19 protein-coding genes are annotated in these 25,785 nt (G+C 47.5%); 9 read left to right on the top strand and 10 right to left on the bottom strand.

Annotated elements, in window-relative coordinates:
• Positions 1-105 precede the first annotated feature (105 nt).
• From dnaA to OJ16_RS09045, 5 genes are all read left to right on the top strand, one after another.
• The gene (gene dnaA, locus OJ16_RS09065; RefSeq protein WP_040989593.1) at positions 106-1,512 is read left to right on the top strand and encodes a chromosomal replication initiator protein DnaA; all 1,407 of its coding nucleotides are present in this window, start codon (positions 106-108) and stop codon (positions 1,510-1,512) included.
• 87 nt (positions 1,513-1,599) lie between these two features.
• On the top strand, positions 1,600-2,700 hold the full coding sequence (gene dnaN, locus OJ16_RS09060) for a DNA polymerase III subunit beta (RefSeq protein ID WP_040989591.1): 1,101 nt from the start codon (positions 1,600-1,602) through the stop codon (positions 2,698-2,700).
• A 1-nt stretch (position 2,701) separates the two neighbouring features.
• A complete protein-coding gene (gene recF / locus OJ16_RS09055) occupies positions 2,702-3,781 on the top strand; it encodes a DNA replication/repair protein RecF (RefSeq protein WP_040989588.1) in 1,080 nt (359 codons plus the stop codon).
• 17 nt (positions 3,782-3,798) lie between these two features.
• Positions 3,799-6,219, top strand: a complete 2,421-nt coding sequence (gyrB, locus tag OJ16_RS09050) for a DNA topoisomerase (ATP-hydrolyzing) subunit B (RefSeq protein WP_040989586.1) — start codon at positions 3,799-3,801, stop codon at positions 6,217-6,219.
• Positions 6,220-6,716: 497 nt separating this feature from the next.
• Positions 6,717-7,154, top strand: coding sequence for an Hsp20 family protein (locus OJ16_RS09045; RefSeq protein WP_040989585.1), 438 nt, complete (start codon positions 6,717-6,719; stop codon positions 7,152-7,154).
• Between the two features lie 118 nt (positions 7,155-7,272).
• On the opposite strand, the gene OJ16_RS09040 is transcribed toward OJ16_RS09045, so the two are convergent.
• From OJ16_RS09040 to glyQ, 3 genes are all read right to left on the bottom strand, one after another.
• The gene (locus OJ16_RS09040) at positions 7,273-8,520 is read right to left on the bottom strand and encodes a valine--pyruvate transaminase (RefSeq protein ID WP_040989583.1); all 1,248 of its coding nucleotides are present in this window, start codon (positions 8,518-8,520) and stop codon (positions 7,273-7,275) included.
• 213 nt (positions 8,521-8,733) lie between these two features.
• Positions 8,734-10,800, bottom strand: a complete 2,067-nt coding sequence (gene glyS / locus OJ16_RS09035) for a glycine--tRNA ligase subunit beta (RefSeq protein ID WP_040989581.1) — start codon at positions 10,798-10,800, stop codon at positions 8,734-8,736.
• Positions 10,801-10,803: 3 nt separating this feature from the next.
• Complete coding sequence (gene glyQ / locus OJ16_RS09030) at positions 10,804-11,742, bottom strand: glycine--tRNA ligase subunit alpha (RefSeq protein WP_040989579.1); 939 nt, start codon at positions 11,740-11,742, stop codon at positions 10,804-10,806.
• A 546-nt stretch (positions 11,743-12,288) separates the two neighbouring features.
• Between glyQ and OJ16_RS09025 the strand changes: the two genes are divergently transcribed.
• Positions 12,289-13,962 carry an ABC transporter substrate-binding protein gene (locus OJ16_RS09025; RefSeq protein ID WP_040989577.1) on the top strand — a complete coding sequence of 558 codons (1,674 nt, stop codon included), beginning with the start codon at positions 12,289-12,291 and terminating at the stop codon, positions 13,960-13,962.
• 217 nt (positions 13,963-14,179) lie between these two features.
• Positions 14,180-14,440: a hypothetical protein gene (locus OJ16_RS09020; protein ID WP_040989575.1), complete on the top strand. Its 261-nt coding sequence runs from the start codon at positions 14,180-14,182 to the stop codon at positions 14,438-14,440.
• Positions 14,441-14,500: 60 nt separating this feature from the next.
• Here the strand turns inward: OJ16_RS09020 and tusA are convergent, their stop codons facing one another.
• The gene (gene tusA / locus OJ16_RS09015; RefSeq protein ID WP_005597326.1) at positions 14,501-14,749 is read right to left on the bottom strand and encodes a sulfurtransferase TusA; all 249 of its coding nucleotides are present in this window, start codon (positions 14,747-14,749) and stop codon (positions 14,501-14,503) included.
• A 433-nt stretch (positions 14,750-15,182) separates the two neighbouring features.
• On the opposite strand from tusA, the gene OJ16_RS09010 reads away from it, so the two are divergent.
• Positions 15,183-16,124: a LysR family transcriptional regulator gene (locus OJ16_RS09010; protein WP_040989696.1), complete on the top strand. Its 942-nt coding sequence runs from the start codon at positions 15,183-15,185 to the stop codon at positions 16,122-16,124.
• 75 nt (positions 16,125-16,199) lie between these two features.
• Here OJ16_RS09010 and acuI read toward each other — a convergent pair whose 3' ends face one another.
• From acuI to ilvG, 6 genes are all read right to left on the bottom strand, one after another.
• Entirely contained in the window at positions 16,200-17,180 is a 981-nt protein-coding gene (gene acuI / locus OJ16_RS09005) for an acrylyl-CoA reductase (NADPH) (RefSeq protein WP_040989572.1), read from the bottom strand.
• A gap of 212 nt (positions 17,181-17,392) precedes the next feature.
• A complete protein-coding gene (gene ilvA / locus OJ16_RS09000; RefSeq protein ID WP_052810286.1) occupies positions 17,393-18,955 on the bottom strand; it encodes a threonine ammonia-lyase, biosynthetic in 1,563 nt (520 codons plus the stop codon).
• 3 nt (positions 18,956-18,958) lie between these two features.
• Positions 18,959-20,800: a dihydroxy-acid dehydratase gene (gene ilvD / locus OJ16_RS08995; protein WP_040989571.1), complete on the bottom strand. Its 1,842-nt coding sequence runs from the start codon at positions 20,798-20,800 to the stop codon at positions 18,959-18,961.
• Between the two features lie 15 nt (positions 20,801-20,815).
• Positions 20,816-21,763 carry a branched-chain amino acid transaminase gene (locus OJ16_RS08990; RefSeq protein WP_040989570.1) on the bottom strand — a complete coding sequence of 316 codons (948 nt, stop codon included), beginning with the start codon at positions 21,761-21,763 and terminating at the stop codon, positions 20,816-20,818.
• A gap of 13 nt (positions 21,764-21,776) precedes the next feature.
• Positions 21,777-22,061: an acetolactate synthase 2 small subunit gene (gene ilvM / locus OJ16_RS08985; protein ID WP_040989568.1), complete on the bottom strand. Its 285-nt coding sequence runs from the start codon at positions 22,059-22,061 to the stop codon at positions 21,777-21,779.
• 1 nt (position 22,062) lies between these two features.
• A complete protein-coding gene (ilvG, locus tag OJ16_RS08980) occupies positions 22,063-23,709 on the bottom strand; it encodes an acetolactate synthase 2 catalytic subunit (protein WP_040989567.1) in 1,647 nt (548 codons plus the stop codon).
• A 502-nt stretch (positions 23,710-24,211) separates the two neighbouring features.
• On the opposite strand from ilvG, the gene OJ16_RS08975 reads away from it, so the two are divergent.
• Complete coding sequence (locus OJ16_RS08975; protein WP_040989566.1) at positions 24,212-25,735, top strand: YifB family Mg chelatase-like AAA ATPase; 1,524 nt, start codon at positions 24,212-24,214, stop codon at positions 25,733-25,735.
• Positions 25,736-25,785 lie beyond the last annotated feature (50 nt).

Genomic DNA, 25,785 nt, shown 5'->3' with positions numbered 1-25,785 from the left:
CTTGGATCTTATTCACCGGATCGCCGATCAATCGCTGGTGATCTTGGTTATCAACAGGTAAAATCGCCAATCTTTTCCGATCTATTTACTTCGAGTGGGGGCACTGTGTCATCTTCGCTTTGGTTGCAATGTTTGCAACAGCTTCAAGAAGAGCTACCAGCTACAGAATTCAGTATGTGGGTACGTCCGCTACAAGCGGAGCTCAGTGACAATACGCTAACCTTATTTGCACCTAACCGTTTTGTATTGGATTGGGTTCGAGATAAGTACCTCAATAGCATCAATCGTTTACTGCAACAGTATTGCGGTAACGATATCCCTAACTTACGTTTTGAAGTAGGTAGTCGCCCCGTATCAGCACCACAAGCGGCGCCAAAACGTACGCCTGCGGATGTGGCTGCGCTGTCTTCAGCTCCTGCACAATTGCAAGCGCGTAAACCGGTTCATAAGACCTGGGACGATGACGACAAAGCGTTAGCGAATATCAACCATCGCTCTAACGTTAACCCTAAGCATAAGTTCAATAACTTTGTTGAAGGTAAATCAAACCAACTTGGTTTGGCGGCGGCTCGTCAGGTTTCGGATAATCCGGGCACAGCATACAACCCATTATTCTTATATGGCGGCACTGGTTTGGGTAAAACCCACCTGTTGCATGCGGTGGGTAATGCGATTATCGATAACAAGCCGAATGCGAAAGTTATCTACATGCACTCTGAGCGTTTTGTGCAGGATATGGTGAAAGCGCTGCAAAATAACGCGATTGAAGAGTTCAAACGCTACTACCGCAGTGTTGACGCGTTACTTATCGATGATATTCAATTTTTCGCCAATAAAGAGCGCTCTCAAGAAGAGTTCTTCCACACTTTCAATGCCTTATTAGAAGGCAATCAACAGATCATTCTAACGTCTGACCGTTATCCGAAAGAGATCAACGGCGTAGAAGATCGCTTGAAATCGCGTTTTGGTTGGGGTTTGACCGTTGCGATTGAGCCACCTGAGCTTGAAACGCGCGTCGCGATCTTGATGAAAAAAGCGGAAGATCACCAAATTCATCTTGCTGATGAAGTGGCGTTCTTTATTGCTAAGCGCCTGCGTTCAAACGTTCGTGAACTGGAAGGCGCATTAAACCGTGTGATTGCAAATGCCAATTTTACCGGTCGCCCAATCACGATTGATTTTGTACGTGAAGCACTGCGTGACTTGCTGGCTCTGCAAGAGAAGCTGGTGACCATCGACAATATTCAAAAAACCGTGGCGGAATACTACAAGATTAAAGTCGCGGACTTATTGTCAAAACGCCGCTCGCGTTCTGTTGCGCGTCCTCGCCAGTTAGCCATGGCTCTGTCGAAAGAATTGACCAACCACAGTTTGCCTGAGATCGGTGATGCATTTGGTGGTCGTGACCATACGACGGTATTGCATGCCTGTCGTAAAATCGCTCAACTGCGTGAAGAAAGCCACGACATCAAAGAAGATTACTCGAACTTGATTCGTACCCTTTCATCGTAATTCGCGGTATTCTAGGCAGTGGCTACTATTGGCTAAAGAAGCAATAGCCGAACGTAAAGCTATAACGAATTCAAACAAGAGCGCATTATGAAATTTTCCATCGAACGTAGTCATCTACTTAAACCCCTACAACAAGTGTCGGGTGCTTTAGGTGGGCGTCCAACCCTGCCTATCTTAGGAAACCTATTGCTTAAGGTAGAAGAAAACACCTTATCCATGACGGCCACTGATTTAGAAGTAGAGTTGATCAGCCGCGTGACGCTCGAAGGGGATTTTGAAGCGGGTAGCATTACTGTGCCATCGCGTAAGTTCCTCGATATTTGTCGTGGTTTACCCGATAACTCTGTGATTACTTTCATTCTTGAAGGCGATCGCGTGCAAGTTCGTTCTGGTCGTAGCCGTTTCTCATTGGCGACATTGCCTGCGAATGATTTCCCAAATATCGAAGATTGGCAAAGTGAAGTCGAAGTATCACTGAGCCAAGCAGAACTGCGTGGTTTGATTGAGAAAACACAATTCTCAATGGCGAACCAAGATGTGCGTTACTACCTTAACGGCATGTTGTTTGAAATCGATGGCACGACACTACGAAGCGTCGCAACTGATGGCCACCGTATGGCGGTATCGTTGGTGTCTCTTGGTGCCGATTTTGCGACAAAACAAATCATCGTGCCACGCAAAGGCGTGCAAGAGTTGGTGAAACTGTTGGATGCACCAGAACAGCCGGTAGTTCTCCAGATCGGCAGCTCAAATGTGCGTGCAGAAGTGAACAACTTTGTCTTCACTTCTAAGTTGGTGGATGGTCGTTTCCCTGATTATCGCCGCGTAATGCCGCAAACCACCACTAAAACGCTAGAAGCGGATTGTGATGAGTTACGCCAAGCATTTTCACGTGCCGCGATTCTATCGAATGAAAAATTCCGTGGTGTGCGCGTTAACTTAGCCGATAACGAAATGCGCATTACGGCCAATAACCCAGAGCAAGAAGAAGCGGAAGAGATGTTAGACGTGACCTTTGAAGGTGACGCGATCGAAATCGGTTTTAACGTGAGTTACGTTCTGGATGTTCTGAATACGCTTCGTTGCGATAAAGTTCGCCTATCGATGTCTGATGCTAATGCCAGTGCGTTAATTGAAAATGCAGACGATGACAGCGCACTTTACGTGGTGATGCCGATTCGACTATAGCATGCCGCTTTCTCGCCTCGTTATTCAGCAATTTAGAAATATTAGAGCCTGTGATATTGACCTATCAGCAGGCTTTAACTTTCTTATCGGTCCCAATGGTAGTGGCAAAACCAGCGTACTGGAAGCCATCTACTTACTCGGCCATGGCCGCTCATTTAAGAGTTCATTGACTGGGCGAGTTATCCAAAATGAATGCGACGAGTTGTTCGTGCATGGCCGTTTTTTGAACTCGGATCAATTTGAGCTACCAATTGGCATTAATAAGCAGCGTGATGGCACGACAGAGGTTAAAATAGGCGGTCAATCTGGCCAAAAATTAGCTCAGCTCGCGCAAGTGCTACCATTGCAACTGATTCACCCTGAAGGGTTTGATTTGTTGACGGATGGGCCTAAACATCGCCGTGCTTTTATTGATTGGGGCGTATTTCATACCGAACCTGCATTTTTTGATGCTTGGGGTCGTTTTAAACGATTAAACAAGCAACGCAATGCACTATTAAAAACCGCGCGTAGTTATCGAGAACTCAGCTATTGGGATCAAGAGATGGCGCGTTTGGCTGAGAATATAAGCCAATGGCGGGCTCTGTATATTGAGCAAATGAGCGCCAAAGCTGAGCAACTATGTAAGCTATTTTTGCCAGAATTTGATATTCAATTGAAGTATTATCGAGGCTGGGATAAAGACACACCTTATCAAGAACTCCTCGAGAAAAACTTCGAGCGTGATCAATCGTTAGGTTACACCTTTAGTGGGCCAAACAAAGCAGATTTACGCATCAAGGTAAACGCAACACCAGTTGAAGATGTGCTATCACGTGGTCAACTTAAGTTGATGGTGTGTGCATTGCGCGTCGCGCAAGGACAACACTTAACGGAAATGACCGGAAAGCAATGCATTTACCTCATTGATGACTTTGCATCGGAATTAGATAGTCAACGTCGTAAGCGTCTCGCAGATTGCTTAAAAGAGACGGGGGCTCAAGTTTTTGTAAGTTCTATAACCGAAAGCCATATTGCCGACATGCGCGGTGAGAATGGCAAGATGTTCCATGTGGAACATGGCACAATAGAACAACGATAAATAGCGGAAGATAATTCATGTCTGAAAATTACGATTCATCGAGTATTAAAGTACTGAAGGGTCTGGATGCGGTTCGTAAGCGTCCAGGTATGTACATCGGCGACACGGATGATGGCACCGGTCTTCACCACATGGTTTTTGAGGTGGTAGATAACTCAATTGATGAAGCGTTGGCTGGTCACTGTAAAGACATCGTTGTGACAATCCATGAGGATAACTCAGTTTCAGTCAGCGATGATGGTCGTGGCATTCCAACCGAATTACACCCAGAAGAGAACGTATCGGCTGCTGAAGTTATCATGACGGTTCTTCACGCTGGTGGTAAGTTTGATGATAACTCATACAAAGTATCGGGTGGTCTACACGGTGTAGGTGTTTCAGTTGTAAACGCACTATCAGAAAAAGTAGAGCTGACGATCTGGCGTGGTGGTCATCTTCATACACAGACTTATTGCCATGGTGAACCTCAAGCACCGCTTGCTGTTGTTGGCGATACCGATAAAACGGGTACCAAAATCCGTTTTTGGCCAAGTGATCAAACGTTCACGAACGTTCTTGAATTCCATTACGATATTCTTGCTAAGCGTCTACGCGAACTCTCTTTCTTGAACTCAGGCGTATCAATTAAATTGATCGATGAGCGTGAAGAAGACAAGAGTGACCACTTTGAGTTTCAAGGCGGTATCCAAGCTTTCGTTGAGCACCTAAACACCAACAAAACGCCAATCATTGATAAAATTTTCCACTTCGATTTCGAACGTGAAGATGGCATCACCGTTGAAGTAGCGATGCAGTGGAACGATGGTTTCCAAGAGAACATCTACTGTTTCACCAACAACATCCCTCAACGCGATGGTGGTACTCACCTTGCGGGTTTCCGTGCGGCACTAACGCGTACGCTAAACTCATTCATGGATAAAGAAGGTTTCTCTAAGAAAGCGAAAACCGCCACTTCAGGTGATGATGCACGTGAAGGTCTAACCGCGGTTGTTTCAGTGAAAGTGCCTGATCCAAAATTCTCAAGCCAAACCAAAGACAAACTGGTTTCATCTGAAGTGAAATCGGCAGTTGAATCTGCAATGGGTGAGAAACTGGCTGAGTTCCTAATTGAGAACCCAACCGAAGCGAAGATGGTTTGTTCAAAAATCATCGATGCCGCGCGTGCTCGTGAAGCCGCTCGTCGAGCTCGTGAAATGACTCGTCGTAAAGGCGCATTAGATTTAGCCGGTCTCCCAGGTAAACTGGCCGACTGCCAAGAGAAAGACCCTGCGCTTTCTGAACTCTACATTGTGGAAGGGGACTCTGCTGGCGGCTCAGCCAAGCAGGGGCGTAACCGTAAGAACCAAGCGATTCTGCCACTAAAAGGTAAAATCCTAAACGTAGAGAAAGCGCGTTTCGATAAGATGCTGTCTTCTCAAGAAGTGGCAACGCTTATCACCGCTCTTGGTTGTGGTATCGGCCGCGACGAATACAACCCAGATAAACTGCGCTACCACAACATCATCATCATGACCGATGCCGATGTCGATGGTTCGCACATCCGTACTTTGCTACTGACGTTCTTCTACCGTCAAATGCCAGAACTGATTGAACGTGGTTACATCTACATCGCTCAGCCACCACTTTACAAAGTGAAGAAAGGTAAGCAAGAGCAGTACATCAAAGATGAAGATGCAATGAACCAGTATCAAGTGTCGTTGGCACTGGATAACGCGGCTCTACACGTAAACCCAGAAGCGCCTGCGCTATCTGGTGAATCACTAGAGAAGCTGGTTCAGCAATATAATGCGGCGATTAAGCTGGTTGATCGTATGAGCCGTCGTTACCCTCGTGCGATGATTCATGAGTTTATTTACACGCCTCGTATTACGGTTGAACAATGTAAAGAGACTGCGGCGGTTGAAGCATGGACTCAAAACCTAGTTGAACAGCTTAATGCGAAAGAAGTTGGTGCAAGCCAATACAGCTTCGAAGTGGAAGCGAATGAAGAGTTGGGTATCTTCTTGCCTAAGATCGTCGTTCGTACACATGGTGTGACGCACTACTACCCATTGAGCGCGGATCTACTGAACTCGAAAGAATACGGCAAGCTAGCCTCTCTTTCTGAAGCGTTAGACGGCTTGATTGAAGAAGATGCATACATTAAACGTGGCGAGCGTACTCAGCCAGTGGCAAGCTTTGCAGCCGCACTTGAGTGGCTAATCAAAGAGTCGCGTCGTGGCCTAAGCCTACAACGCTACAAAGGTCTAGGTGAGATGAACCCAGATCAGCTTTGGGAAACCACCATGGACCCAGAAACGCGTCGCATGATGCAAGTAACCATTGAAGATGCGGTAGGCGCAGACCAATTGTTTACTACCTTGATGGGTGACCAAGTTGAGCCGCGTCGTAACTTCATTGAAGAGAACGCGTTAAAAGTAGCGAACCTAGACGTTTAATCACTGCGATGCGTCGTTATTACGCATGATTTCTGCGTTCGGCGGACTCACATACACTTGTATGCTGCGTGAGCCTCGCTTGAACTAATGCGAACTAACTTAGCCTCGAAGCAATTAATGGTTTAGCTCTTTTCGTAGAGAAGATAAAAATGAAAGCACTGCCTTTGGGTGGTGCTTTTTTGTTTCTGTTGTTTGTCGTCTCTGTGGTTTTCTGAAGCTGGTGGAGATGAATTTAACCGCCGTCCCCTTGAAAGCGAATGCCGCTGTCCGCATATCTATTAATGAAGAGGAATGGCGAGCTTGCTCAACAAGAGAAGAACAGCCCCTCTGACATGACTGGCCACTATCGCTCAAGTGAGGATAGTTTGGGTTAGTCGATAATTTGAAAATTTATTTGAACCCATGTCCCCGCGCCAACGTTGGCCTGAGGAGTGTCGTTTCAAAACTCTTAGCTCATATTAAGAGTTAAGACTATTGCTTATTAAGAGGATAGGTTTATGCGTAATGTTGATTTCTCACCACTATACCGTAATGCGATTGGCTTTGACCGTCTGTTCCATTTGATGGAAAACCAAAGCGCGAAGAACACTTCTGGCGGTTACCCTCCGTACAACATTGAACAAAAAGACGAGCATCATTTCCGCATTACGATGGCGGTTGCTGGTTTTGCTGAAGAGCAGCTTGATCTCACTCAGAATGAGAACATGTTGATTGTGAAGGGTGAGCGTAAAGCGGAAGAAGGCAAAAACTACGTTTATCAAGGTATTGCTGAACGTGATTTTGAACGTAAATTCCAATTAGCCGATTACGTGACGGTTGCCGGTGCTTCAATGGAAAATGGTTTGCTGCACATCGATTTGGTGCGCGAAATTCCAGAAGCGATGAAACCACGTAAGATCGCCATTGGTGGCAGCCAGCTGATTGATAACAACTAATTCATTGTGACGATCAATCGCGCCTTATCGCGAACGTTATAGAATGAGAAAGAGCGCCGTTCCGAAAAGGAAAGGGCGCTCTTTTTAGTTTTGGGCTGGATGAATCGTACCCTATGGGTTATTCGGCGTAAGCTTTTGCCACTTCTTCCGCGATAATCGTAATGCCTTTTTGCATCATCTCATCTTCTTGTACGTAGTTCATACGTAAGCATTGGTGCGCATGATCCCAGCCTTCGCTTTGTCCAATAAAGAAATACTCTCCTGGAACAACCAACACACCACGCGCTTTTAAACGCGCATACAACTCCATGGTCGTGATCGGCAGCTCATCAAACCACAACCAAAGGAAAATGGCGCCTTCAGGTTTGTGAATGCGAAAGCGCTCATCAGTGATCGCTTGTTGCAACAGTTCGACCGCGCGCAGCGCTTTTTGTCGGTAAAACGGTTTGATCACATCAGTACTGAGTTTGAGTAAATCGCCTTTTTCGATCATATGGTTGGCATACGCAGGGCCAACGCTACTTGGCGCTAAGCTGATGATGCCATTCATATTGGTCATTGCAGAGGTGATCGTTTCATTGGCGATCACAATGCCACAACGTACGCCAGGTAGACCGAGTTTCGATAGGCTCATGCACAAGATGGTATTTTCATTCCAGAATGGCTGCACATCAGCAAAGATGATATTTGGGAACGGCAAGCCGTAAGCATTATCAATGATCAGGGGAATATTGTGTTGGCGTGCCAGTTTATCCAGTTTATGAATTTCTTCGTCGGTCAGCACATTGCCAGTTGGGTTGGTCGGGCGCGATGCGCAGATCGCGGCAATCGAATCATCCACCGTCAGTTGTTCAAAATCCACGTGGTATTTGAATAAACCGTTATCTAGGCGCTCTATTTCCGGTTGGTAGGAGATAAAGATATCTTCATCGATGCCCGCATCGCCATAGCCGATGTATTCTGGGGCGAGTGGCAGTAAGACTTTCTTGTGTGATCCGTCGGCTTGCTTACCGGCGAGTAAATTAAACAAGTAGAAGAAGCCACTTTGGCTGCCATTGGTCAGACTGATGTTTTTCTCGCTGATGTCCCAGCCGTAGGTTTCGCGGAACAAACATGCTAACGCTTTCACAAAGGCATCTTTACCTTGTGGGCCATCATAGTTGGCTAAAGCGGCGATGAGTTCTCCGTTGGCGAGCATTTCGTTACTGGCTTGGTGAAAGTAGTCGAGCATGGCGGGAATCGCGGCTGGGTTGCCTCCACCAAGCATGATGGCGCCCGGCGTGCGCAGGCCATCATTAAGATCGTCCATTAACTGGGTAATGCCAGAGTACTGATTGAATTTTTCACCAAATTTAGAGAACTGCATGTGCTGTTAAACCTAATACATTGTGTTTGCTTTCATGTGCGTGGCGTCAGTGCGTCGCTGACGAATCGAGTAATCCTTGAACATACCGTAATGAATAAGAGACGAAAAGCACAAAATCACGATTCAATAAAAAAAGCCCAAACTCAATGAGCTGGGCTTTTTATCACACAAGAATAATGGACGCCGAGTGAAAAGCGCCCTTATCTTGGTCGTCTACTTTTGCAGTAAAGAAATATCTGCAATTTGTAGGAATAGGTTACGTAGGTTGTTTAGTAGCGTTAGACGGTTGGTTTTTAACGCTTCGTCATCGGCCATTACCATTACGTTGTCGAAGAACGCATCTACTGGCTCGCGTAGGTCTGCCAGCTTGCTTAGCGCTTCTTGGTAGTTACCCGTTGCGAACGCAGGCTCTAGTGCTTCTGTCATCACTTCAACGCTTTCCGCCAGTGCTTTCTCTGCATCTTCTTGAAGTAGTGCTAGATTGATTTCAGCCGCAAGCTCACCATCGAATTTCGCTAGGATGTTACCTACACGCTTATTCGCGGCTGCCAGTGCTTCTGCTGCTTCTAGCTCACGGAAGTGAGAAACCGCTTTAACACGTTGGTCGAAATCTGCTGGTTTGGTTGGACGACGCGCCAATACCGCTTGAATAATATCGATGCTAAAGCCAGCGTCTTGGTACCATGCGCGGAAACGACCTAGCATGAATTCCAATACATCAGATTCAACGTTCGCGTTAGTCAGTTTGTCGCCAAGTAGCGATTTCGCTTTAGCAATCAAATCAACTAGGTCTAGGTTGTAACCGTTTTCAACGATGATTCGTAGCACACCAAGAGATGCACGACGTAGTGCAAACGGGTCAGAACCTTTTGGTGCTTGGCCAATACCGAAGATACCCACGATAGTGTCTAGCTTGTCTGCCATCGCAACCGCTGAAGAGATGCCCGTGCTTGGTAGGTCATCACCAGCGAAACGAGGCATGTATTGCTCGTAAAGTGCCAGTGCAACTTGCTCATCTTCACCATCATGCGTTGCGTAGTGCATGCCCATAACGCCTTGGGTATCGGTAAATTCGAATACCATCGAGGTCATTAGGTCGCATTTCGCTAACAGGCCAGCACGTTGAGATTTCTCAACGTCAGCACCGATTTGCTCAGCAATGTAGCCAGCCAGTTCAGTGATGCGGTCTGTTTTGTCTTTGATTGTACCAAGTTGCTTCTGGAAGATAGCCGTTTCAAGTTGCGGTAGGCGATCAATCAGCGGGCTCTTACGGTCAGTATTGAAGAAGAATTCCGCGTCAGCTAGACGTGGACGAACCACTTTCTCGTTACCTTCGATAACGTGGCGAGGTTCTTTCGACTCAATGTTTGATACGAAGATGAAGTTTGGTAGTAGCTTCTTGTTGTCATCGTAGACAGGGAAGTACTTTTGGTCACCTTTCATGGTGTAAACCAACGCTTCAGAAGGAACTTTTAGGAATTCTTCTTCAAATTTCGCGGTTAGCACAACAGGCCATTCAACCAGAGACGTGACTTCTTCAACCAAGTCGTCTTCTAGATCCGCGGTACCACCGACTGCTGCGGCTGCTTTTTGAGCATCAGCAAGGATGATGGCTTTACGCGCATCGTAATCAGCCATGACTTTACCGCGCTCTTCAAGAATCGCAGGGTATTGATCCGCTGAATCGATCGTGAACTCACGTTCACCCATGAAGCGGTGGCCACGTAGAGTACGCGCAGAAGCAACGCCAAGGATTTCACCTTCGATTAGCTCGTCACCAAGCAGAATCGTTAGTGTTTTCACTGGGCGGATAAATTGAATGTCAGAGTTACCCCAGCGCATTGCTTTAGGGATTGGCAGGTTTGCGAGTGCTTTCGCAGCAAAAGCGACCACTAGCTCTTTAACAGGCTGACCTTTCACTTCTTGTTTGAACAGTAGCCATTCACCTTTGTCAGTCACCATGCGCTCTGCTTGGTCTACTGTGATGCCACAACCGCGCGCCCAGCCTTGAGCGGCTTTGGTTGCGTTGCCTTCTGCGTCAAATGCAGCAGAAACAGCAGGACCACGTTTTTCAACGATTTTGTCTGCTTGACTATCGGCAAGGTTGGCAATTTTAAGCGCAAGGCGACGAGGGGTCGCGTACCACTTAAGATCATCAAAGGCGATTTCAGCGTTGTTTAGCTCTGCGGCAAAGTTTGCTGCAAACGCTTCTGCTAGTGAGCGAAGTGCTTTCGGTGGCAGCTCTTCGGTACCGAGTTCAATTAAAAAATTGTGCGCCATGGGTTACTTCTCCTCGTTATTCGCTTTTTGTTCTGCAGAGCGGCACATTGGGAAACCCAGTGCTTCACGCGATGCGTAGTATGCTTCTGCGACTGACTTAGTCAGATCGCGGATACGAAGGATGTAACGTTGACGCTCAGTTACTGAGATCGCTTTACGTGCGTCTAACAAGTTAAAAGCATGGCCTGCTTTTAGGATGCGCTCGTAAGCTGGCAGAGGTAATGGCTTCTCAAGTTCAAGTAGCTTTTTACACTCTTTCTCACACTGTTCGAAGAAGCTGAATAGGAATTCAACATCGGCGTGTTCAAAGTTGTAGGTTGATTGCTCAACTTCATTTTGGTGGAAGATATCACCGTAAGTGACGTTTGAGCCGTCTGGCGCGACGTTCCATACCAAGTCGTACACGGAGTCAACTTCTTGGATGTACATTGCTAGACGTTCAATACCGTAAGTGATCTCACCCGTTACTGGCTTACACTCAAGGCCGCCAACTTGTTGGAAGTAAGTAAACTGTGTTACTTCCATACCGTTTAGCCAAACTTCCCAGCCAAGACCCCAAGCACCCAATGTTGGGTTTTCCCAGTTGTCTTCAACAAAGCGAATATCGTGAACAAGCGGATCGACACCAAGAACTTCAAGTGAGCCTAGGTACAACTCCTGAATGTTATCTGGAGAGGGCTTTAGAGCTACTTGGAATTGATAGTAGTGCTGCAGACGGTTCGGGTTTTCACCGTAGCGACCATCGGTCGGACGACGTGAAGGTTGAACATACGCTGTTGCCATTGGCTCTGGGCCAAGTGCACGTAGACATGTCATTGGGTGAGAGGTGCCAGCACCTACTTCCATATCTAGCGGTTGAACAATCGTACAACCATTTTGAGCCCAATAATCCTGCAGCGCGAGGATCATTCCCTGGAAGGTTTTGATATCGTATTTTTGCATAGTCAGGTTCGCGCGATTCTTCTGAATGATTTAAAAAAAATAACAATCAAGTATACCCAGATATTGTAGATGGGAGTAGAGGCAATGTTGCTTATTTCATAGCCAGAAAGGTTAACTTTGCCTAATTCAGCGCATATTTGTTGGTAAACAAGCGGCTGGCCGATTGGCGCTGTGTTTACGCGACGGTTTATTGTGTGTGAGAGGGCCAATCGCAGGGGGTTGCGCTCAATGGCTTCTGCTGCTGAGAACTTGTTACAGAGCAGAGGGTACAAGAATGAACTTTTAATCGACTCGCATTTTTCTTCGATTCATCGCAGGCGGCTTTCTTTGGGTTTATGTTGTTATTTTCTTCCATTTTTAACCATTAAATTTGAATTGAATCGCTAATTGATGGCTTTGGAGAGAAAAAAGACGTCGCTTATTGGTCAAATGAATTGCGAAATGCAACGCGTGTGCAACTGTTTGTTTTTTTAGTGATTGGGGTTGGATTGCTGCCCGTGAGCAAAGTGGTTACTTTGTGTGCATATCCATTGATAAGGTATCGCTATGAAAACCACGCTACTCTCTGCAGTTATCGCTTCTGCATTGACTCTATCTGCGCAATCTGTGGTTGCTGCCGATCTGGACAGTCTGTCCAAAGTCACGATTATCCCAAATCATAACCCTTCCTTGATCCGTAACTTTAACCCGTATGCGGTTTCTCGTTTGCACACTGCGCGTGATTTTATTTTTGAACCACTGGTCGTGTTCAATGAATTAAAGGGTAACGTACCAGAGTTTCGCCTCGCGACGGGCTACGAGATGAGTGAAGACCTACTCAGTATCACGTTTGATTTACGTGAAGGGGTGAAGTGGTCTGATGGTGAAACGTTTAACGCAGATGACGTGGTGTTTACCTTCAACTTGGTTGAAGCTAACCCAAATATCGATGATCGCGGTATCAATACGAAAATTAAGTCAGTGGAAAAACTCGGCCCTTACCAAGTGCGCTTCCACCTGAATGAAGTCAATACCAACATCAGTTACGAAATTGCGTTAGTGCCGGTCGTGCCTGAGCATCAGTGGAAGAGTGTTGAAGACCCTGCGGCGTTTATGAACCCGAATCCAATTGGTACGGGTCCATTTACGGAGTTACCTAAATTTACCTCAACCTTGTTCCTTCAGTGTCGTAATCCAAATTACTGGGACAATGACAACCTAGAGGTGGATTGTTTGCGCGTACCGCAAATGAACCACAATGACCAAGTATTGGGTGAGTTGATGAACTCTAACATTGACTGGGGTGGTTCGTTTGTTCCTGATATTGAAAAAACGTATCTTGCGGCGTCACCGGATCATGGCTACTGGTATCCGCCTGCGGGAACACAAGCGTTTGTGTTTAACTATGAGTCGAAAGACAAAGTGAAGCATGAAGTCCTAAGTGATGTTGAGTTCCGTCGTGCCTTCTCCATGGCTCTGGATCGTCAAACGCTGATTGATATTGCCAACTATGGCAACGCAGTATTGAATGACTTTGCATCGGGTCTGGGCTACGCCTTTGAAACGTGGTCAGATGAAAAAACGCATAACAAGTACAAGCCATTCATGACGTATTCGGCCGAGAACGCTAAAGCTGCACTGGCTAAAGCGGGCTATAAAGATGTGGATGGTGATGGTTTTGTGGAATCACCATCGGGTGAGAAGTTTGAGTTGAATATTCAATCACCACAAGGTTGGACAGACTTTAACAACACCGTGATGTTGGCGACAGAGCAGTTATCCGAAGTGGGCATCAAGGTGAAGGCTCGTACTCCAGACTTCTCTATCTACAATAATGCGATGATTAATGCTGACTACGATATCGCGTACACCAACTACTTCCATGGTCCAACTCCTCACACATATTGGGATAGTGGTTACCACTCACGTCTGCAAGGTTCTGAAGGTATGCCACGCTTTGCGATGCACCATTGGCAAAATGCGGATTTAGATAAGTTGCTTGATAGCTTCTACAAAACTGCGGACAGCCAAGAGCAACGTCAAATTGCAAATAATATCCAGGCGTTGATTGCTGAAAATCAAGTGACGGTTCCGGTGTTATCTGGCCCTAACTTCTATCAATACAACACCAAGCGCTTTACTGGTTGGTGGACAAAAGACAATCCGAAAGGCCGTCCTATGATTTGGGAAGGAACACCAGAACGTCTATTGCACGTGTTGGATCTTAAGCCTCGCACTTAATAATCAGGCAATAAAGTGATCTAATGACGATCAGGCTCTAATCTTTGGGTAGAGCCTTTTTTGTTTCACAATATTGGCTATCAATACATGGAATGACGTTGCATCGAGTGGTGGGTTGCTTGATGTGTTAAATCGGTGAAATGCGTGACCGATGACATATAAGTGTTCTCGGGGTCATGCTACTTTAACCATAACAATAGTGATGGAGGGCGACAGTATGCTGACACGTTACATGGGGATGTCCCCAAAGAGTCAAAGCTATCTATTTACTTTTGGTTTGGTACTGACATTTTTAGGGATGATGCTGACCGACATGTGGTTACCGATGGTCGCTGGCGCTATCATTCTGGCAGGGCTTGCGGTTGAGTCTTGGGTAAGAGTGGCTTATATCATTCCGATGCATGAAGAAATGCGTGCCATGCAGAAACAGATTCGGAAATTACAATCGGAAATCCGAACATTAGAATACGACGAATAATGAAACGGCTGCCATCGGCAGCCGTTTTTCATGTTATCTCTCTACTGAACTGAGCGTTGTTTAGCTTAGCCCTTTCTTAATTAGATACAGATAAGGTAGCTGTTCGGTTTGTGCAGCAACGAGTTGATGATCCATAAAGCGGCAGAAACTCGGAATGTCACGAGTGGTTGATGGATCATCTGCTTTGACGAGCAGCACATCCCCTTCTTGCATGTTACGGATTGTCTTCCTGACCATCATCACTGGCTCTGGGCAGCGTAGTCCTTCTGCCTCTAAAGTATGCGTCGCCTGTTCTGGATTAAATGTCATGGTCGTCACTTGTTTGCTTTCTGAGGCGATAGATAATACTCGTGAAGAAAAAATATTCAATAATCACTTGGCAATGTGATCTTTTTGTTTTAGATTTATTAACAATCTAGCAACATCAATTAAGTGTGATAGACAGAATATCAATACCGCGAGCCTTTGGTTTTGGCTCTGATGCTTGTGCTTATTGACCTATTGAACGTAAACACGCGGTTTTTGCGAGAGTCAGCCACAATATCAAAGAAGAATAACTGACGACGTTCATCTAACACCATTCCGACACTATCCCCAATTTTCTTGGGCTTCCCCGCCGAAAGGCGGGATTTTTTTATGGTTACGTTCTCTTTTCCCGATGTTTGGATATCACGATGATGACTCGATAAGTGGCGTGAGTTAATAGTACACTTAGCCCATTAATCGAGCTTGGATGAGTAAAGTGGAACTAGAAGATATCTACCGTCGAGATTTAAATTTGTTGGTTGCATTGCGTGTGCTCATCGAAGAAAGCAGTGTCAGCAAGGCGGCGACTCGGCTTAATTTAAGTCAATCGGCGATGAGTCGTGTATTGGGTCGTCTACGTAGTTTGCTCAATGATCCATTGTTTACTCGTCAGGGCCAGCAATTAATTCCAACCGAAAAAGCATTGGAGATGAATGCAAGGTTGGGGGAGCCGCTGGAATCATTGCGTCAATTATTGGAACCGAAAGAGTTTGACCCGCAGCGTTGCGATCAGCGATTTACCATCGCAACCACTGATTATGCGATGCAAACCATTTTGCCATTCGCTTTACCGCGCATCTATCAAGAAGCCCCCTTGGTGTCGTTGAAATTCTTACCGCTACAACACGGAAGGTTAGCGGATCAGTTGACTTATGAAGGGGCAGACTTAGCCATATGCCGTCCGATTGGCGCGGTTGACCCACTATGCAGCGAAGTCATTGGTCGTGTTGGGGTGTTCTGTTTGTTATCCAAGCACCATCCATTAGCGGATCAAGAAATGAGTTTGGCGGATTATCTCAGTTACCCACATGCGATGATTGCCATCAGTGATGGGGTTAAGGCGCTAATTGAGCAAGCGTTAGAGGGCCACCCTCAGCGTCGAATGGTATTACGCGCTTACCATTTAGAAGCCGCGTTGGCGATTGTCGATACCATGCCATTGATTATCACAGTACCCGCTGATTTAGCCTATTTAGTGGCGGAACGTTATGATTTGGTGGTTAAGCCCTTGCCATTCCACTTTACGCCATTTGATTACTCGTTGATTTGGCATCCACGTTGCGAGCATTCACCCGCGCAAGAATGGTTACGTGGCATTGTAAAAGAAGAATGCAGCCGTTTGATCGCCAAGCGAATCGAGGATATGGGATTGGATTGATCTCGTGGAATGTTAGCCTTTCCAGAAAGCAAAAGAGCCAGCAATGCTGGCTCTTATCCGTTTATGCGTTAAGCATTATAGCTTGATCACGACGCGTCCAGTGACTTGGCCGTTGGTGATGTCTTCAGCGTACTTTGGTGCTTCAGCAAGTTCTACTTCGGTACACGCTTGTTCAAAGTAGCTGTCAGGCAGTAGCTCAGTCAGTTTTTCCCAAGCCGCAATACGTTTTTCAAATGGGCATGAAACAGAATCAATCCCTTGTAGACGAACGTTACGTAGGATGAATGGCATAACCGTGGTCGGAAGGTCGAAACCACCGGCAAGGCCACAGGCTGCGACGGCACTGTTGTAATCCATTTGTGCTAGCACTTTTGCCAGTACGCTGCTGCCTACGGTATCAACCGCACCAGCCCAAATTTGTTTTTCTAGTGGGCGTGCAGGTTCTGCAAATTCACTGCGATCAATGATTCGGCTTGCCCCTAGCTTTTCAAGCAGTGGGCCATTTTGTTCTACACGGCCTGTGACTGCTGCCACTTTGTAGCCAAGTTGAGCCAGTAGCGTTACCGCCACTGAACCTACGCCGCCACTTGCGCCAGTCACAAGAACTTCACCCGCTTCCGGTTTGACACCGGCATCAAGCAGCGCTTGTACACATAACATAGCGGTAAAGCCAGCTGTGCCAACCATCATTGCTTTTTTGCTGTCTAGGCCTTGTGGTAGTGGGACTAGCCAATCTGCTTTTAGGCGTGCACGTTGTGCCATGCCACCCCAGTGGTTTTCACCGACACCCCAACCCGTGAGGACGACTTTTTCACCGGCTTGGTAGCGATTGTCTTCTGAGCTAATCACGGTACCCGCAAGATCGATACCTGGCACCATTGGGAAGTTACGAATGATTTTACCTTTACCGGTGATCGCTAGGCCGTCTTTAAAGTTCAAAGATGAGTAATCAACCTCGATTAAGACATCGCCTTCAGGCAGCTGTGATTCATCAATCTGCTCGATAGCAGCAATAGTACGTTTTTCTTCTTGGTTCAAAATCAGAGCGTTAAACATAAGTTTCTCCACTTAGGGACAGCAATCAATTAACTACCAACAGTGTAGCTGGGAATGAGGTATGACGAAAATGAAACTTTAGCATTGAGTGTATGCGTTTTGCGCATAAATATAACACTTTCACTCAGTTAGAATAGAACAAAGTCAGCCGCGTGGGCTGACTTTGTCGAAGGTTTGTGCAGGTGATAGATAAATTTTATCTTGCCACTTAGCTAAGATAAGAAAAACTGGTAGGAAGGATTGTTGGTCTCATCTTTACATTGATAGCCAAGCTCTCTTAGATGCAAAGAGAAGCGGGCTAAATCGTGTTCATCCAGTTCAAAACCACACAATACGCGGCCGTAGTCTGCGCCATGATTGCGGTAATTGAATAAGCTAATGTTCCAATGAGTGCCTAGTGTGCTCAGAAACCTCAGTAGTGCGCCAGGGTATTCTGGAAACTCGAAACTGTATAAACGTTCTTTCAGCGGCTTGGATGGTTTGCCTCCAATCATGTAGCGCACATGCAGTTTGGCCATTTCATCATCGGAGAGATCAACAACAGGGTATCCGCCCGTGCGAAGATCTTGAATGATGCTGTCCAATTCTGCTTGGCCTTCATGCAGGCGTACGCCAACGAAAATATTGGCGAGTGAATCATCGTTATAACGGTAGTTAAATTCAGTGACGGCTCGACCACCAATCAGGTTACAGAATTCAAAGAAAGCACCTTGGCGTTCAGGAATCGTTATCGCGAGTAAGCCTTCTCGTTTTTCACCGAGCTCACAACGTTCGGAGACATAACGTAGGCCATGGAAGTTCGTGTTGGCGCCAGACAAAATGGTGCCTAATCGCTTACCGGTGAGCTGCTGTTTATCAACGTATTTCTTTAATCCCGCTAAGGCAAGAGCACCAGACGGCTCTGCGATAGCACGAGTGTCTTCGAAGATGTCTTTTACCGCGGAGCAAATCTCATCGCTCGATACCGTAATATGGCCATCAATATATTTTTGGCATAAACGGAAGGTTTCTTCCCCAATGCGTTTCACCGCGACCCCATCAGCAAACATGCTGACTTGATCGAGCACGACCGGTTCTCCCGCATCAAGTGCCGCTTTTAAGCAGGCTGAATCTTCGGGTTCAACCGCGATAATTTTGATTTCAGGCATCAACTGCTTAACCAGCACGGCAACCCCAGCGGCTAAACCGCCGCCGCCCACAGGCACAAAGATATAGTCCAAGTGACCATTTTGTTGCAGCATTTCCATACCGATCGTGCCTTGGCCTGCAATCACAAGAGGGTGATCAAAAGGCGGGACGAAAGTATAGCCATGTTTTTCTGCGAGACGTTCTGCCTCGGCTTTGGCTTCATCGAAGTTATTACCGTGGAGCACCACTTTGCCACCAAAACTGCGTACGGCCTCAACTTTGATGTCTGGCGTCGTTTTTGGCATCACGATGGTGGTTTTAATGCTGAGTTTGGTCCCCGAAAGCGCCATGCCTTGTGCGTGGTTTCCTGCGGATGCGGCAATGACGCCCGCAATTTTTTGTTCTTCGGTTAAGCTCGATACCATGTTGTAGGCACCGCGCAGTTTAAACGAATGCACGGGTTGGCGATCTTCACGTTTGAGCTGTACCTGGTTATTTAACCGAGCCGATAAACGCGGCATCGCTTGTAAGGGGGTCACTGTCGCCACTTCATACACCGGCGCGCGCAGCACCTGACGCAGATAGTCTGCGCCAGATGGTCGGGCTTGGTCGGGCGATAGAGGTTCTACCAATCCTTTCATGACCATTGATTAGCCCTCTAGTTTGCTTTTATCACGCACTGCACCTTTATCGGCGCTGGTCGCTAGACTGGCATAAGCTTTTAATGCTAAGGATACCGTGCGTTGGCGATCAACTGGTTTCCAACCGACAGCATCTTGCTTGGTACGGCGCTCGGCCAGTTCTGATTCGCTCACTTGCAGTGAGATTGAACGACTTGGAATATCAATAGCAATAATATCGCCATCATTCACCAAACCAATCGTGCCGCCACTCGCCGCTTCAGGTGAAACGTGACCAATCGATAAACCAGAGGTGCCGCCAGAGAAGCGACCATCGGTCAATAGCGCGCATGATTTGCCAAGTCCCATCGATTTTAGGTAAGTGGTTGGGTAGAGCATTTCTTGCATACCCGGGCCACCTTTCGGACCTTCATAACGGATAACGACGACGTCACCGGCTTTGACTTTGCCTCCTAAAATACCATCAACGGCGGTATCTTGGCTTTCAAACACTACCGCAGGGCCTTGGAATACAAGGCTATCTTCATCCACCCCGGCCGTTTTAACGATACAACCATCAAGCGCGATATTGCCAGAAAGCACCGCAAGGCCACCTTCTTGGCTAAAGGCGTTTTCTTTGGTGCGAATACAACCGTCTACGCGGTCATCATCAAGGCGATCCCAGCGGCAGTCTTGTGAGAATGCTTTGGTGGTACGAATACCGGCAGGGCCTGCACGGAAGAACTTAAGTACCGCTTCGTCGTCAGTTTGCATGATGTCGTACTGAGCGAGCTGTTCTTGCATAGTGAGACCAAGCACGGTGCGCGTTTGATTATTGAGTAATCCAGCGCGATCAAGTTCCCCTAGAATGGCCATCACACCGCCAGCGCGGTGCACATCTTCCATATGATATTTAGGCGTCGATGGTGCGACTTTACATAAATGCGGCACGCGACGAGACATTTGGTCGATGTCGTTCATATCAAACTCGATCTCACCTTCTTGCGCTGAGGCCAGTAGGTGCAGAACGGTATTACTTGAGCCGCCCATAGCGATATCTAGCGCCATGGCGTTTTCAAATGCGGCGCGATCAGCAATATTGCGTGGTAGTGCTGAGGCATCATCTTGCTCGTAGTAACGACGAGTGAGATCGACGATGCGCTTACCAGCGTTGATAAACAATTGCTCACGATCGGCGTGCGTGGCCAGCATTGAGCCGTTGCCCGGCTGAGATAATCCCAAAGCTTCTGTCAGACAGTTCATCGAGTTGGCGGTAAACATGCCTGAACACGACCCGCATGTTGGACAGGCCGAACGTTCGACTTGCTCACTCTGTTCGTCCGAAATCGTCGGGTCGGCGCCTTGGATCATCGCATCCACTAGGTCGAGTTTGATGATTTGATCGGAAAGCTTGGTTTTACCTGCTTCCATCGGACCGCCTGAAACAAAGATCACCGGAATATTGAGGCGCATTGCTGCCATCATCATTCCCGGGGTGATTTTGTCACAGTTAGAGATACACACCATGGCATCGGCACAGTGGGCATTCACCATGTATTCGACGGAGTCGGCGATCAGTTCACGCGAGGGTAGCGAGTAAAGCATCCCGCCGTGACCCATTGCGATACCGTCATCGACAGCAATCGTGTTGAACTCTTTCGCGATCCCGCCGGCTTTTTCAATTTCACCTGCGACCAGTTGGCCCATGTCTTTAAGATGAACATGTCCCGGAACAAATTGGGTAAACGAGTTTACGACAGCAATAATTGGTTTGCCGAAATCTTCTTCTTTTACTCCGGTTGCACGCCATAGTGCGCGTGCTCCTGCCATGTTACGACCATGAGTGGTGGTGGCAGATCTATACTTAGGCATATCCGTATTCCTTTACTACTGTGCTGAATGGTCGGTCGGGTAGACGTAATCTAACCAACCCCATTTATCTTCGGTGGTTCCATTAAATAGACCGAAGTAAGCGGTTTGAATCTGTTTTGTTAGTGGGCCACGCTTGCCTTCGCCGACGGTAATTTTATCGACAGAGCGCACTGGCACGATTTCAGCGGCGGTACCCGTCATGAAGACTTCGTCAGCAAGATAGAGCGCTTCACGAGCGATGTTTTCTTCACGGACCTCATAACCCATATCTTTGGCTAGCGTGATGATAGAGTCACGTGTGATGCCGGGTAGAATGGCCGCGGTTGCTGGTGGGGTGATTAATACGCCATCTTTGATGACAAAAATGTTCTCACCGGCGCCTTCTGAAAGGTAGCCATCAACACTCAATGCAATGCCTTCATCGTAGCCGTGACGACGCGCTTCGCCTCCCACAAGTAGAGAAGATAGGTAGTTCCCCCCCGCTTTTGCTGCGGTAGGAATGGTATTTGGTGCCGCGCGATTCCAGCTTGAAATCATCGCATCAACGCCATTTTCCAAGGCTTCTTCACCTAGGTATGAACCCCAAGGAAACGCGGCAATGATTAACTCCATGATGCTGTCTTCCGGTGGGCAAACACCTAAACCCACATTGCCGACAAACCCCAAAGGACGGATGTACGCGCTATCGAGTTTGTTTTGGCGTAGGGTTTCACGGGTGGCTTCCATGATTTCATCGACCGTGTACGGGATAGGGAAACGGTAGATTTTGGCTGAATTTTTTAGGCGTTGTGCGTGCTCGCGATGGCGAAAAACAATCGGACCATTCGGCGTGTTGTAACAACGAACGCCTTCAAAGACTGAAGTGCCATAATGCATCGCGTGAGTCAGTACATGAACATTCGCTTCTGCCCAAGGCACCATTTCACCATTAAACCAAATATAATCTGCAGTTCTTGTCGCCATTGTTTTGCCTTCCTTATGCACAAATTTTTTGTTGTAAATTGTTATTTGGTAGTTGGTCACGGGCGATTTTGATGACATCGACGGTGCGAACATCCCAGAGTTTTTCAATTTGATTGGTAATAAATGAAATCGGACGATCGCTATCGACGATGATTTCAACACTTGCAACGTGGCTTTCGTGGTTCTGCGTTGCCGCAACTTGTTTAATGATGAAGCCGCGATGGCGAATAACGCGAAGAACACGCTCAAGTAGTACGGGCTTATCGTCTGCTTTGATGTCGAGTAGATATCTTTCCATATTAGGTGTTCTCCAGCATTTCACTGTTGGACGCACCCGGCGGAACGAGCGGCCATACATTTTCTTCTTCATCAATTAATACATGAAGCAAGTAAGAGGTTTTGCTTGCGAGCATCTCTTTTAGAGCGGGTTCAACTTCTTCTTTTTTCGTGATGGTCTTACCTGGAATATCAAATGCTTTTGCGAGCATCACAAAATCAGGATTATCATCCAAAATCGTTTCGCTGTGGCGGCCATCAAAGAACAGCGATTGCCATTGACGCACCATGCCTAAACGTTGGTTATTCAGCAGTACGATTTTGACGGGAATTTGGCGACGCTTGAGGGTGCCAAGTTCTTGCACATTCATCATGAATGAACCATCACCGGTGATTAGGATGGATTGGTCATCAGGACGGCCAACCGAAGCGCCCATGGCGGCAGGTAGGCCAAATCCCATCGTGCCAAGCCCCGCGGAGGTGATGAAGTTTTGAGGCTCTCTTGGCTGAATATGTTGTGCCGCCCACATCTGATGCTGACCTACATCGGTCGATACGATCGAACTGTCTGGCATCATGTCAGACAATTGCTTAAGCAGTGCGGGAGCAAAAATCAGCTCACCGGGGTGATCATAGCGCCAGGTAAAACCGGTACGAAGGGTCTCGCTGTGGCTAAGCCATGGTGTAATATCGTGGCTTAATTCCAGCTGAGGAAGTACCGCTTTAACATCCCCACGCAAGGGGGCATTAGCGACTCTTAGCTTGTTGATTTCGGCGGCATCGACATCGATATGAATGACTTTGGCATTGGGGGCAAAGGTGTCGAGTTTACCGGTCACTCGGTCATCAAAACGCGCACCGACGGCGATTAAGAGATCCGCTTCTTGTACGATCAAATTGGCGGCTTTGGTGCCATGCATACCAAGCATGCCGAGGTAATGTGAATCGTGACGCTCGATAGTACCTAAGCCTTTTAGCGTACTTACCGATGGCATTGGGTTTAGGCGCAAAAACTCCCGTACGGTGTCGGTTGCATGGCTCAATTGAACGCCACCACCGACGTATAAAACGGGGCGAGAGCTATCGCTGAGTAATTGTTGCGCTTTATTTAGGGCGTCTTGGCTAACCACTGGGAGATCGGGAGGTGTGCAAGGTGGCAGGATAGCGGTTGGCGCTTGAGCTAATTGAACATCTTTGGCGATATCAACAATCACAGGGCCGGGACGGCCTGTTTTTGCGACTTCAAATGCTTCGGCCAATGTTGGCGCTAAGTCTTTGATGTCGGTGACCAGATAGCTGTGCTTGGTACAAGAAAGCGACATACCGATCACGTCCATTTCTTGAAATGCATCTGTGCCGATATGTGAACTGGCAACTTGGCCTGTGATCGCGATAAGAGGGATTGAATCCATGAGGGCATCGGCAAGGCCGGTGACAAGGTTGGTTGCACCGGGACCTGATGTTGCCATACAGACGGCGACTTCTTGTGTGGCGCGGGCCATACCAATCGCGGCCATTGCCGCCCCTTGTTCATGACGACAAAGAATATGTTCGACACCACCATCGTAAAGGGCGTCGTAGATAGGCATGATTGCCCCGCCAGGGTAACCAAATACGGTTTTGATTCCTTGTTGCGTCAGTGCCGCAACAACTAACTCTGCACCGGTCATCGACCACCTCCTGTGCTACCTTGGTAGCTGTCCTTGTGTTGTTTGCACTTCATGTGCGCTCCCATTCTTCCTGCACTCTCTCGCGGTGTATCTTGCTCGTTCAATGAGCATTGAGCGGAGAGTTTGATTTCAATTTGCGGGTCTGGCCTGCCTATATTTGTTTCAATGTGTTGTAAAAAAACCCCCGGACTTTTCAGTGCGGGGGTTTATCTAATTCTTGGCTTTCTTTCGCCCACTAGACCCCGCGCAATCTCATAATGACCACGATAATCAGGGCAATCAGTGCGTGTAAGCGGGCGTTTAATTTCATCAATACGGCCTAATGGTCGTGAGTACGCAATATGGTACGGAATTGTTTATGTATCTAGTGGTATCACATATTTCCGTTAAATGACAAGCAAAAACTCATTCTTTTTTCACATTATCTCATCAAGTTGTCAGGCTATATAACAAAGGTGCGATAAAAATAGCCGTTTTTAAAAAGAACATAATAAGGGAATGTATGGGATTAGCCGTGGTTTACAGCCGAGCATCGGTGGGGGTCGAGGCTCCGTTGGTGACTGTTGAAGTGCATATTAGTAATGGTATGCCGGGATTTGCTCTCGTGGGATTACCAGAAACGACGGTGAAGGAGTCTCGAGATCGGGTACGCAGTGCCATCATTAACTCGCGTTTTGAATTTCCGGCAAAGCGCATTACGGTCAACCTTGCTCCAGCGGATTTACCTAAAGAGGGAGGGCGCTTTGATTTGCCAATTGCGCTGGGTATTTTAGCCGCGTCACAGCAAATCCCTTTAAACCCCCTGACACAACGAGAGTTTGTGGGGGAGTTGGCGTTGTCGGGGGAGCTTCGTTCGGTTAAAGGGGTTTTGCCCGCGGCATTAACTGCACAGCAACAAGGGCGCAGTTTGGTGGTGCCACATTGTAATGGCGATCAGGCGGCGCTGGTGGGGAAAGAAAAACATAAATCGGCGCAAAGTTTATTAGAGGTCTGCGCCGATCTCTGTGGGCAGCAAGCTTTGTCTTTACATCAAACGGATGTTCAACCTCAAACCTCTTCTCACTTGCGCGATCTACGTGACATTATTGGTCAACAACAGGGGAAGCGTGCGTTGGAAATCGCCGCCGCAGGTCACCATAACGTGCTATTTCTTGGGCCGCCAGGGACAGGGAAAACCATGTTAGCTTCGCGTTTGCGAGACTTGCTGCCTGAAATGTCGGATGAAGAAGCGATGGAATCCGCCTCAGTCGCGTCTTTGACGCAACAAGAAATCAATCAATTCAATTGGAAGCGACGTCCTTTTCGATCTCCACATCACTCGAGTTCAATGGCCGCTTTAGTCGGTGGGGGCTCGGTTCCCCGGCCGGGAGAGATTTCTCTTTCACATAATGGATTGTTATTTTTAGACGAAATGCCAGAGTTTGAGCGCAAGGTTTTGGATGCGCTACGTGAGCCGCTTGAGTCAGGCGAGATTGTCATTTCTCGCGCACAAGGTAAAACGCGTTTCCCTGCTCGATTTCAATTGGTTGGTGCGCTTAATCCTAGTCCAAGTGGCCACTACGATGCCAAGCAGAGCCATGGTAACTCACAAGCGGCATTGCGCTATTTAAGCCGTTTGTCTGGGCCTCTGCTGGATCGCTTTGATATGTCGTTGGAAATTCCAGCGTTACCGCAAGGGACTTTAGCGGCCGGTGGTGATCGAGGAGAAGCGACCGAGGTGGTGAAAGCTCGGGTGGAACATGCACGGGAAGAGATGCTTTCTCGGAGCGGTAAGGCCAATGCCCTGTTAGGCAGTCGAGAGATCGAACAGTATTGCCATCTTGCTAAAAATGACGCGCAGTTTTTAGAGCAAGCACTGCACCGTTTAGGTTTATCGGTTCGCGCTTATCACCGCATTATTAAAGTGGCGAGAACCATTGCCGACTTAGCAGGAGAAGAACACATCAATCGGTCCCATTTAGCGGAAGCACTTGGTTATCGTGCAATGGATAGATTGATGCGTCATTTGCATGCGCAATCGGTATAGCGTCATCAAGTATGGAAAACACAGGCGTAAAAAAGCCCACCAATGTTGAT

Origin of the sequence: Vibrio renipiscarius (assembly GCF_000827885.1) — a bacterium.
GTDB classification, from domain to species: Bacteria; Pseudomonadota; Gammaproteobacteria; order Enterobacterales; family Vibrionaceae; genus Vibrio; species Vibrio renipiscarius.
The sequence above is the reverse complement of the archived record's forward strand: the minus strand, read 5'-3'. Positions and strand labels throughout refer to the sequence as shown.

What these genes read in the sequence shown, in the direction of transcription:
- glyS (WP_040989581.1), bottom strand. Translation starts at nt 10,800, where the DNA reads ATGGCGCACAATTTTTTAATTGAACTCGGTACCGAAGAGCTGCCACCG.
- ilvA (WP_052810286.1), bottom strand. Translation starts at nt 18,955, where the DNA reads ATGGTCATGAAAGGATTGGTAGAACCTCTATCGCCCGACCAAGCCCGA.
- OJ16_RS09040 (WP_040989583.1), bottom strand. Translation starts at nt 8,520, where the DNA reads ATGCAGTTCTCTAAATTTGGTGAAAAATTCAATCAGTACTCTGGCATT.
- acuI (WP_040989572.1), bottom strand. Translation starts at nt 17,180, where the DNA reads ATGTTTAACGCTCTGATTTTGAACCAAGAAGAAAAACGTACTATTGCT.
- ilvM (WP_040989568.1), bottom strand. Translation starts at nt 22,061, where the DNA reads ATGGAAAGATATCTACTCGACATCAAAGCAGACGATAAGCCCGTACTA.
- ilvG (WP_040989567.1), bottom strand. Translation starts at nt 23,709, where the DNA reads ATGACCGGTGCAGAGTTAGTTGTTGCGGCACTGACGCAACAAGGAATC.
- OJ16_RS08990 (WP_040989570.1), bottom strand. Translation starts at nt 21,763, where the DNA reads ATGGCGACAAGAACTGCAGATTATATTTGGTTTAATGGTGAAATGGTG.
- glyQ (WP_040989579.1), bottom strand. Translation starts at nt 11,742, where the DNA reads ATGCAAAAATACGATATCAAAACCTTCCAGGGAATGATCCTCGCGCTG.
- OJ16_RS09045 (WP_040989585.1), top strand. Translation starts at nt 6,717, where the DNA reads ATGCGTAATGTTGATTTCTCACCACTATACCGTAATGCGATTGGCTTT.
- ilvD (WP_040989571.1), bottom strand. Translation starts at nt 20,800, where the DNA reads ATGCCTAAGTATAGATCTGCCACCACCACTCATGGTCGTAACATGGCA.
- tusA (WP_005597326.1), bottom strand. Translation starts at nt 14,749, where the DNA reads ATGACATTTAATCCAGAACAGGCGACGCATACTTTAGAGGCAGAAGGA.
- dnaN (WP_040989591.1), top strand. Translation starts at nt 1,600, where the DNA reads ATGAAATTTTCCATCGAACGTAGTCATCTACTTAAACCCCTACAACAA.
- recF (WP_040989588.1), top strand. Translation starts at nt 2,702, where the DNA reads ATGCCGCTTTCTCGCCTCGTTATTCAGCAATTTAGAAATATTAGAGCC.
- gyrB (WP_040989586.1), top strand. Translation starts at nt 3,799, where the DNA reads ATGTCTGAAAATTACGATTCATCGAGTATTAAAGTACTGAAGGGTCTG.
- OJ16_RS09025 (WP_040989577.1), top strand. Translation starts at nt 12,289, where the DNA reads ATGAAAACCACGCTACTCTCTGCAGTTATCGCTTCTGCATTGACTCTA.
- OJ16_RS08975 (WP_040989566.1), top strand. Translation starts at nt 24,212, where the DNA reads ATGGGATTAGCCGTGGTTTACAGCCGAGCATCGGTGGGGGTCGAGGCT.
- OJ16_RS09020 (WP_040989575.1), top strand. Translation starts at nt 14,180, where the DNA reads ATGCTGACACGTTACATGGGGATGTCCCCAAAGAGTCAAAGCTATCTA.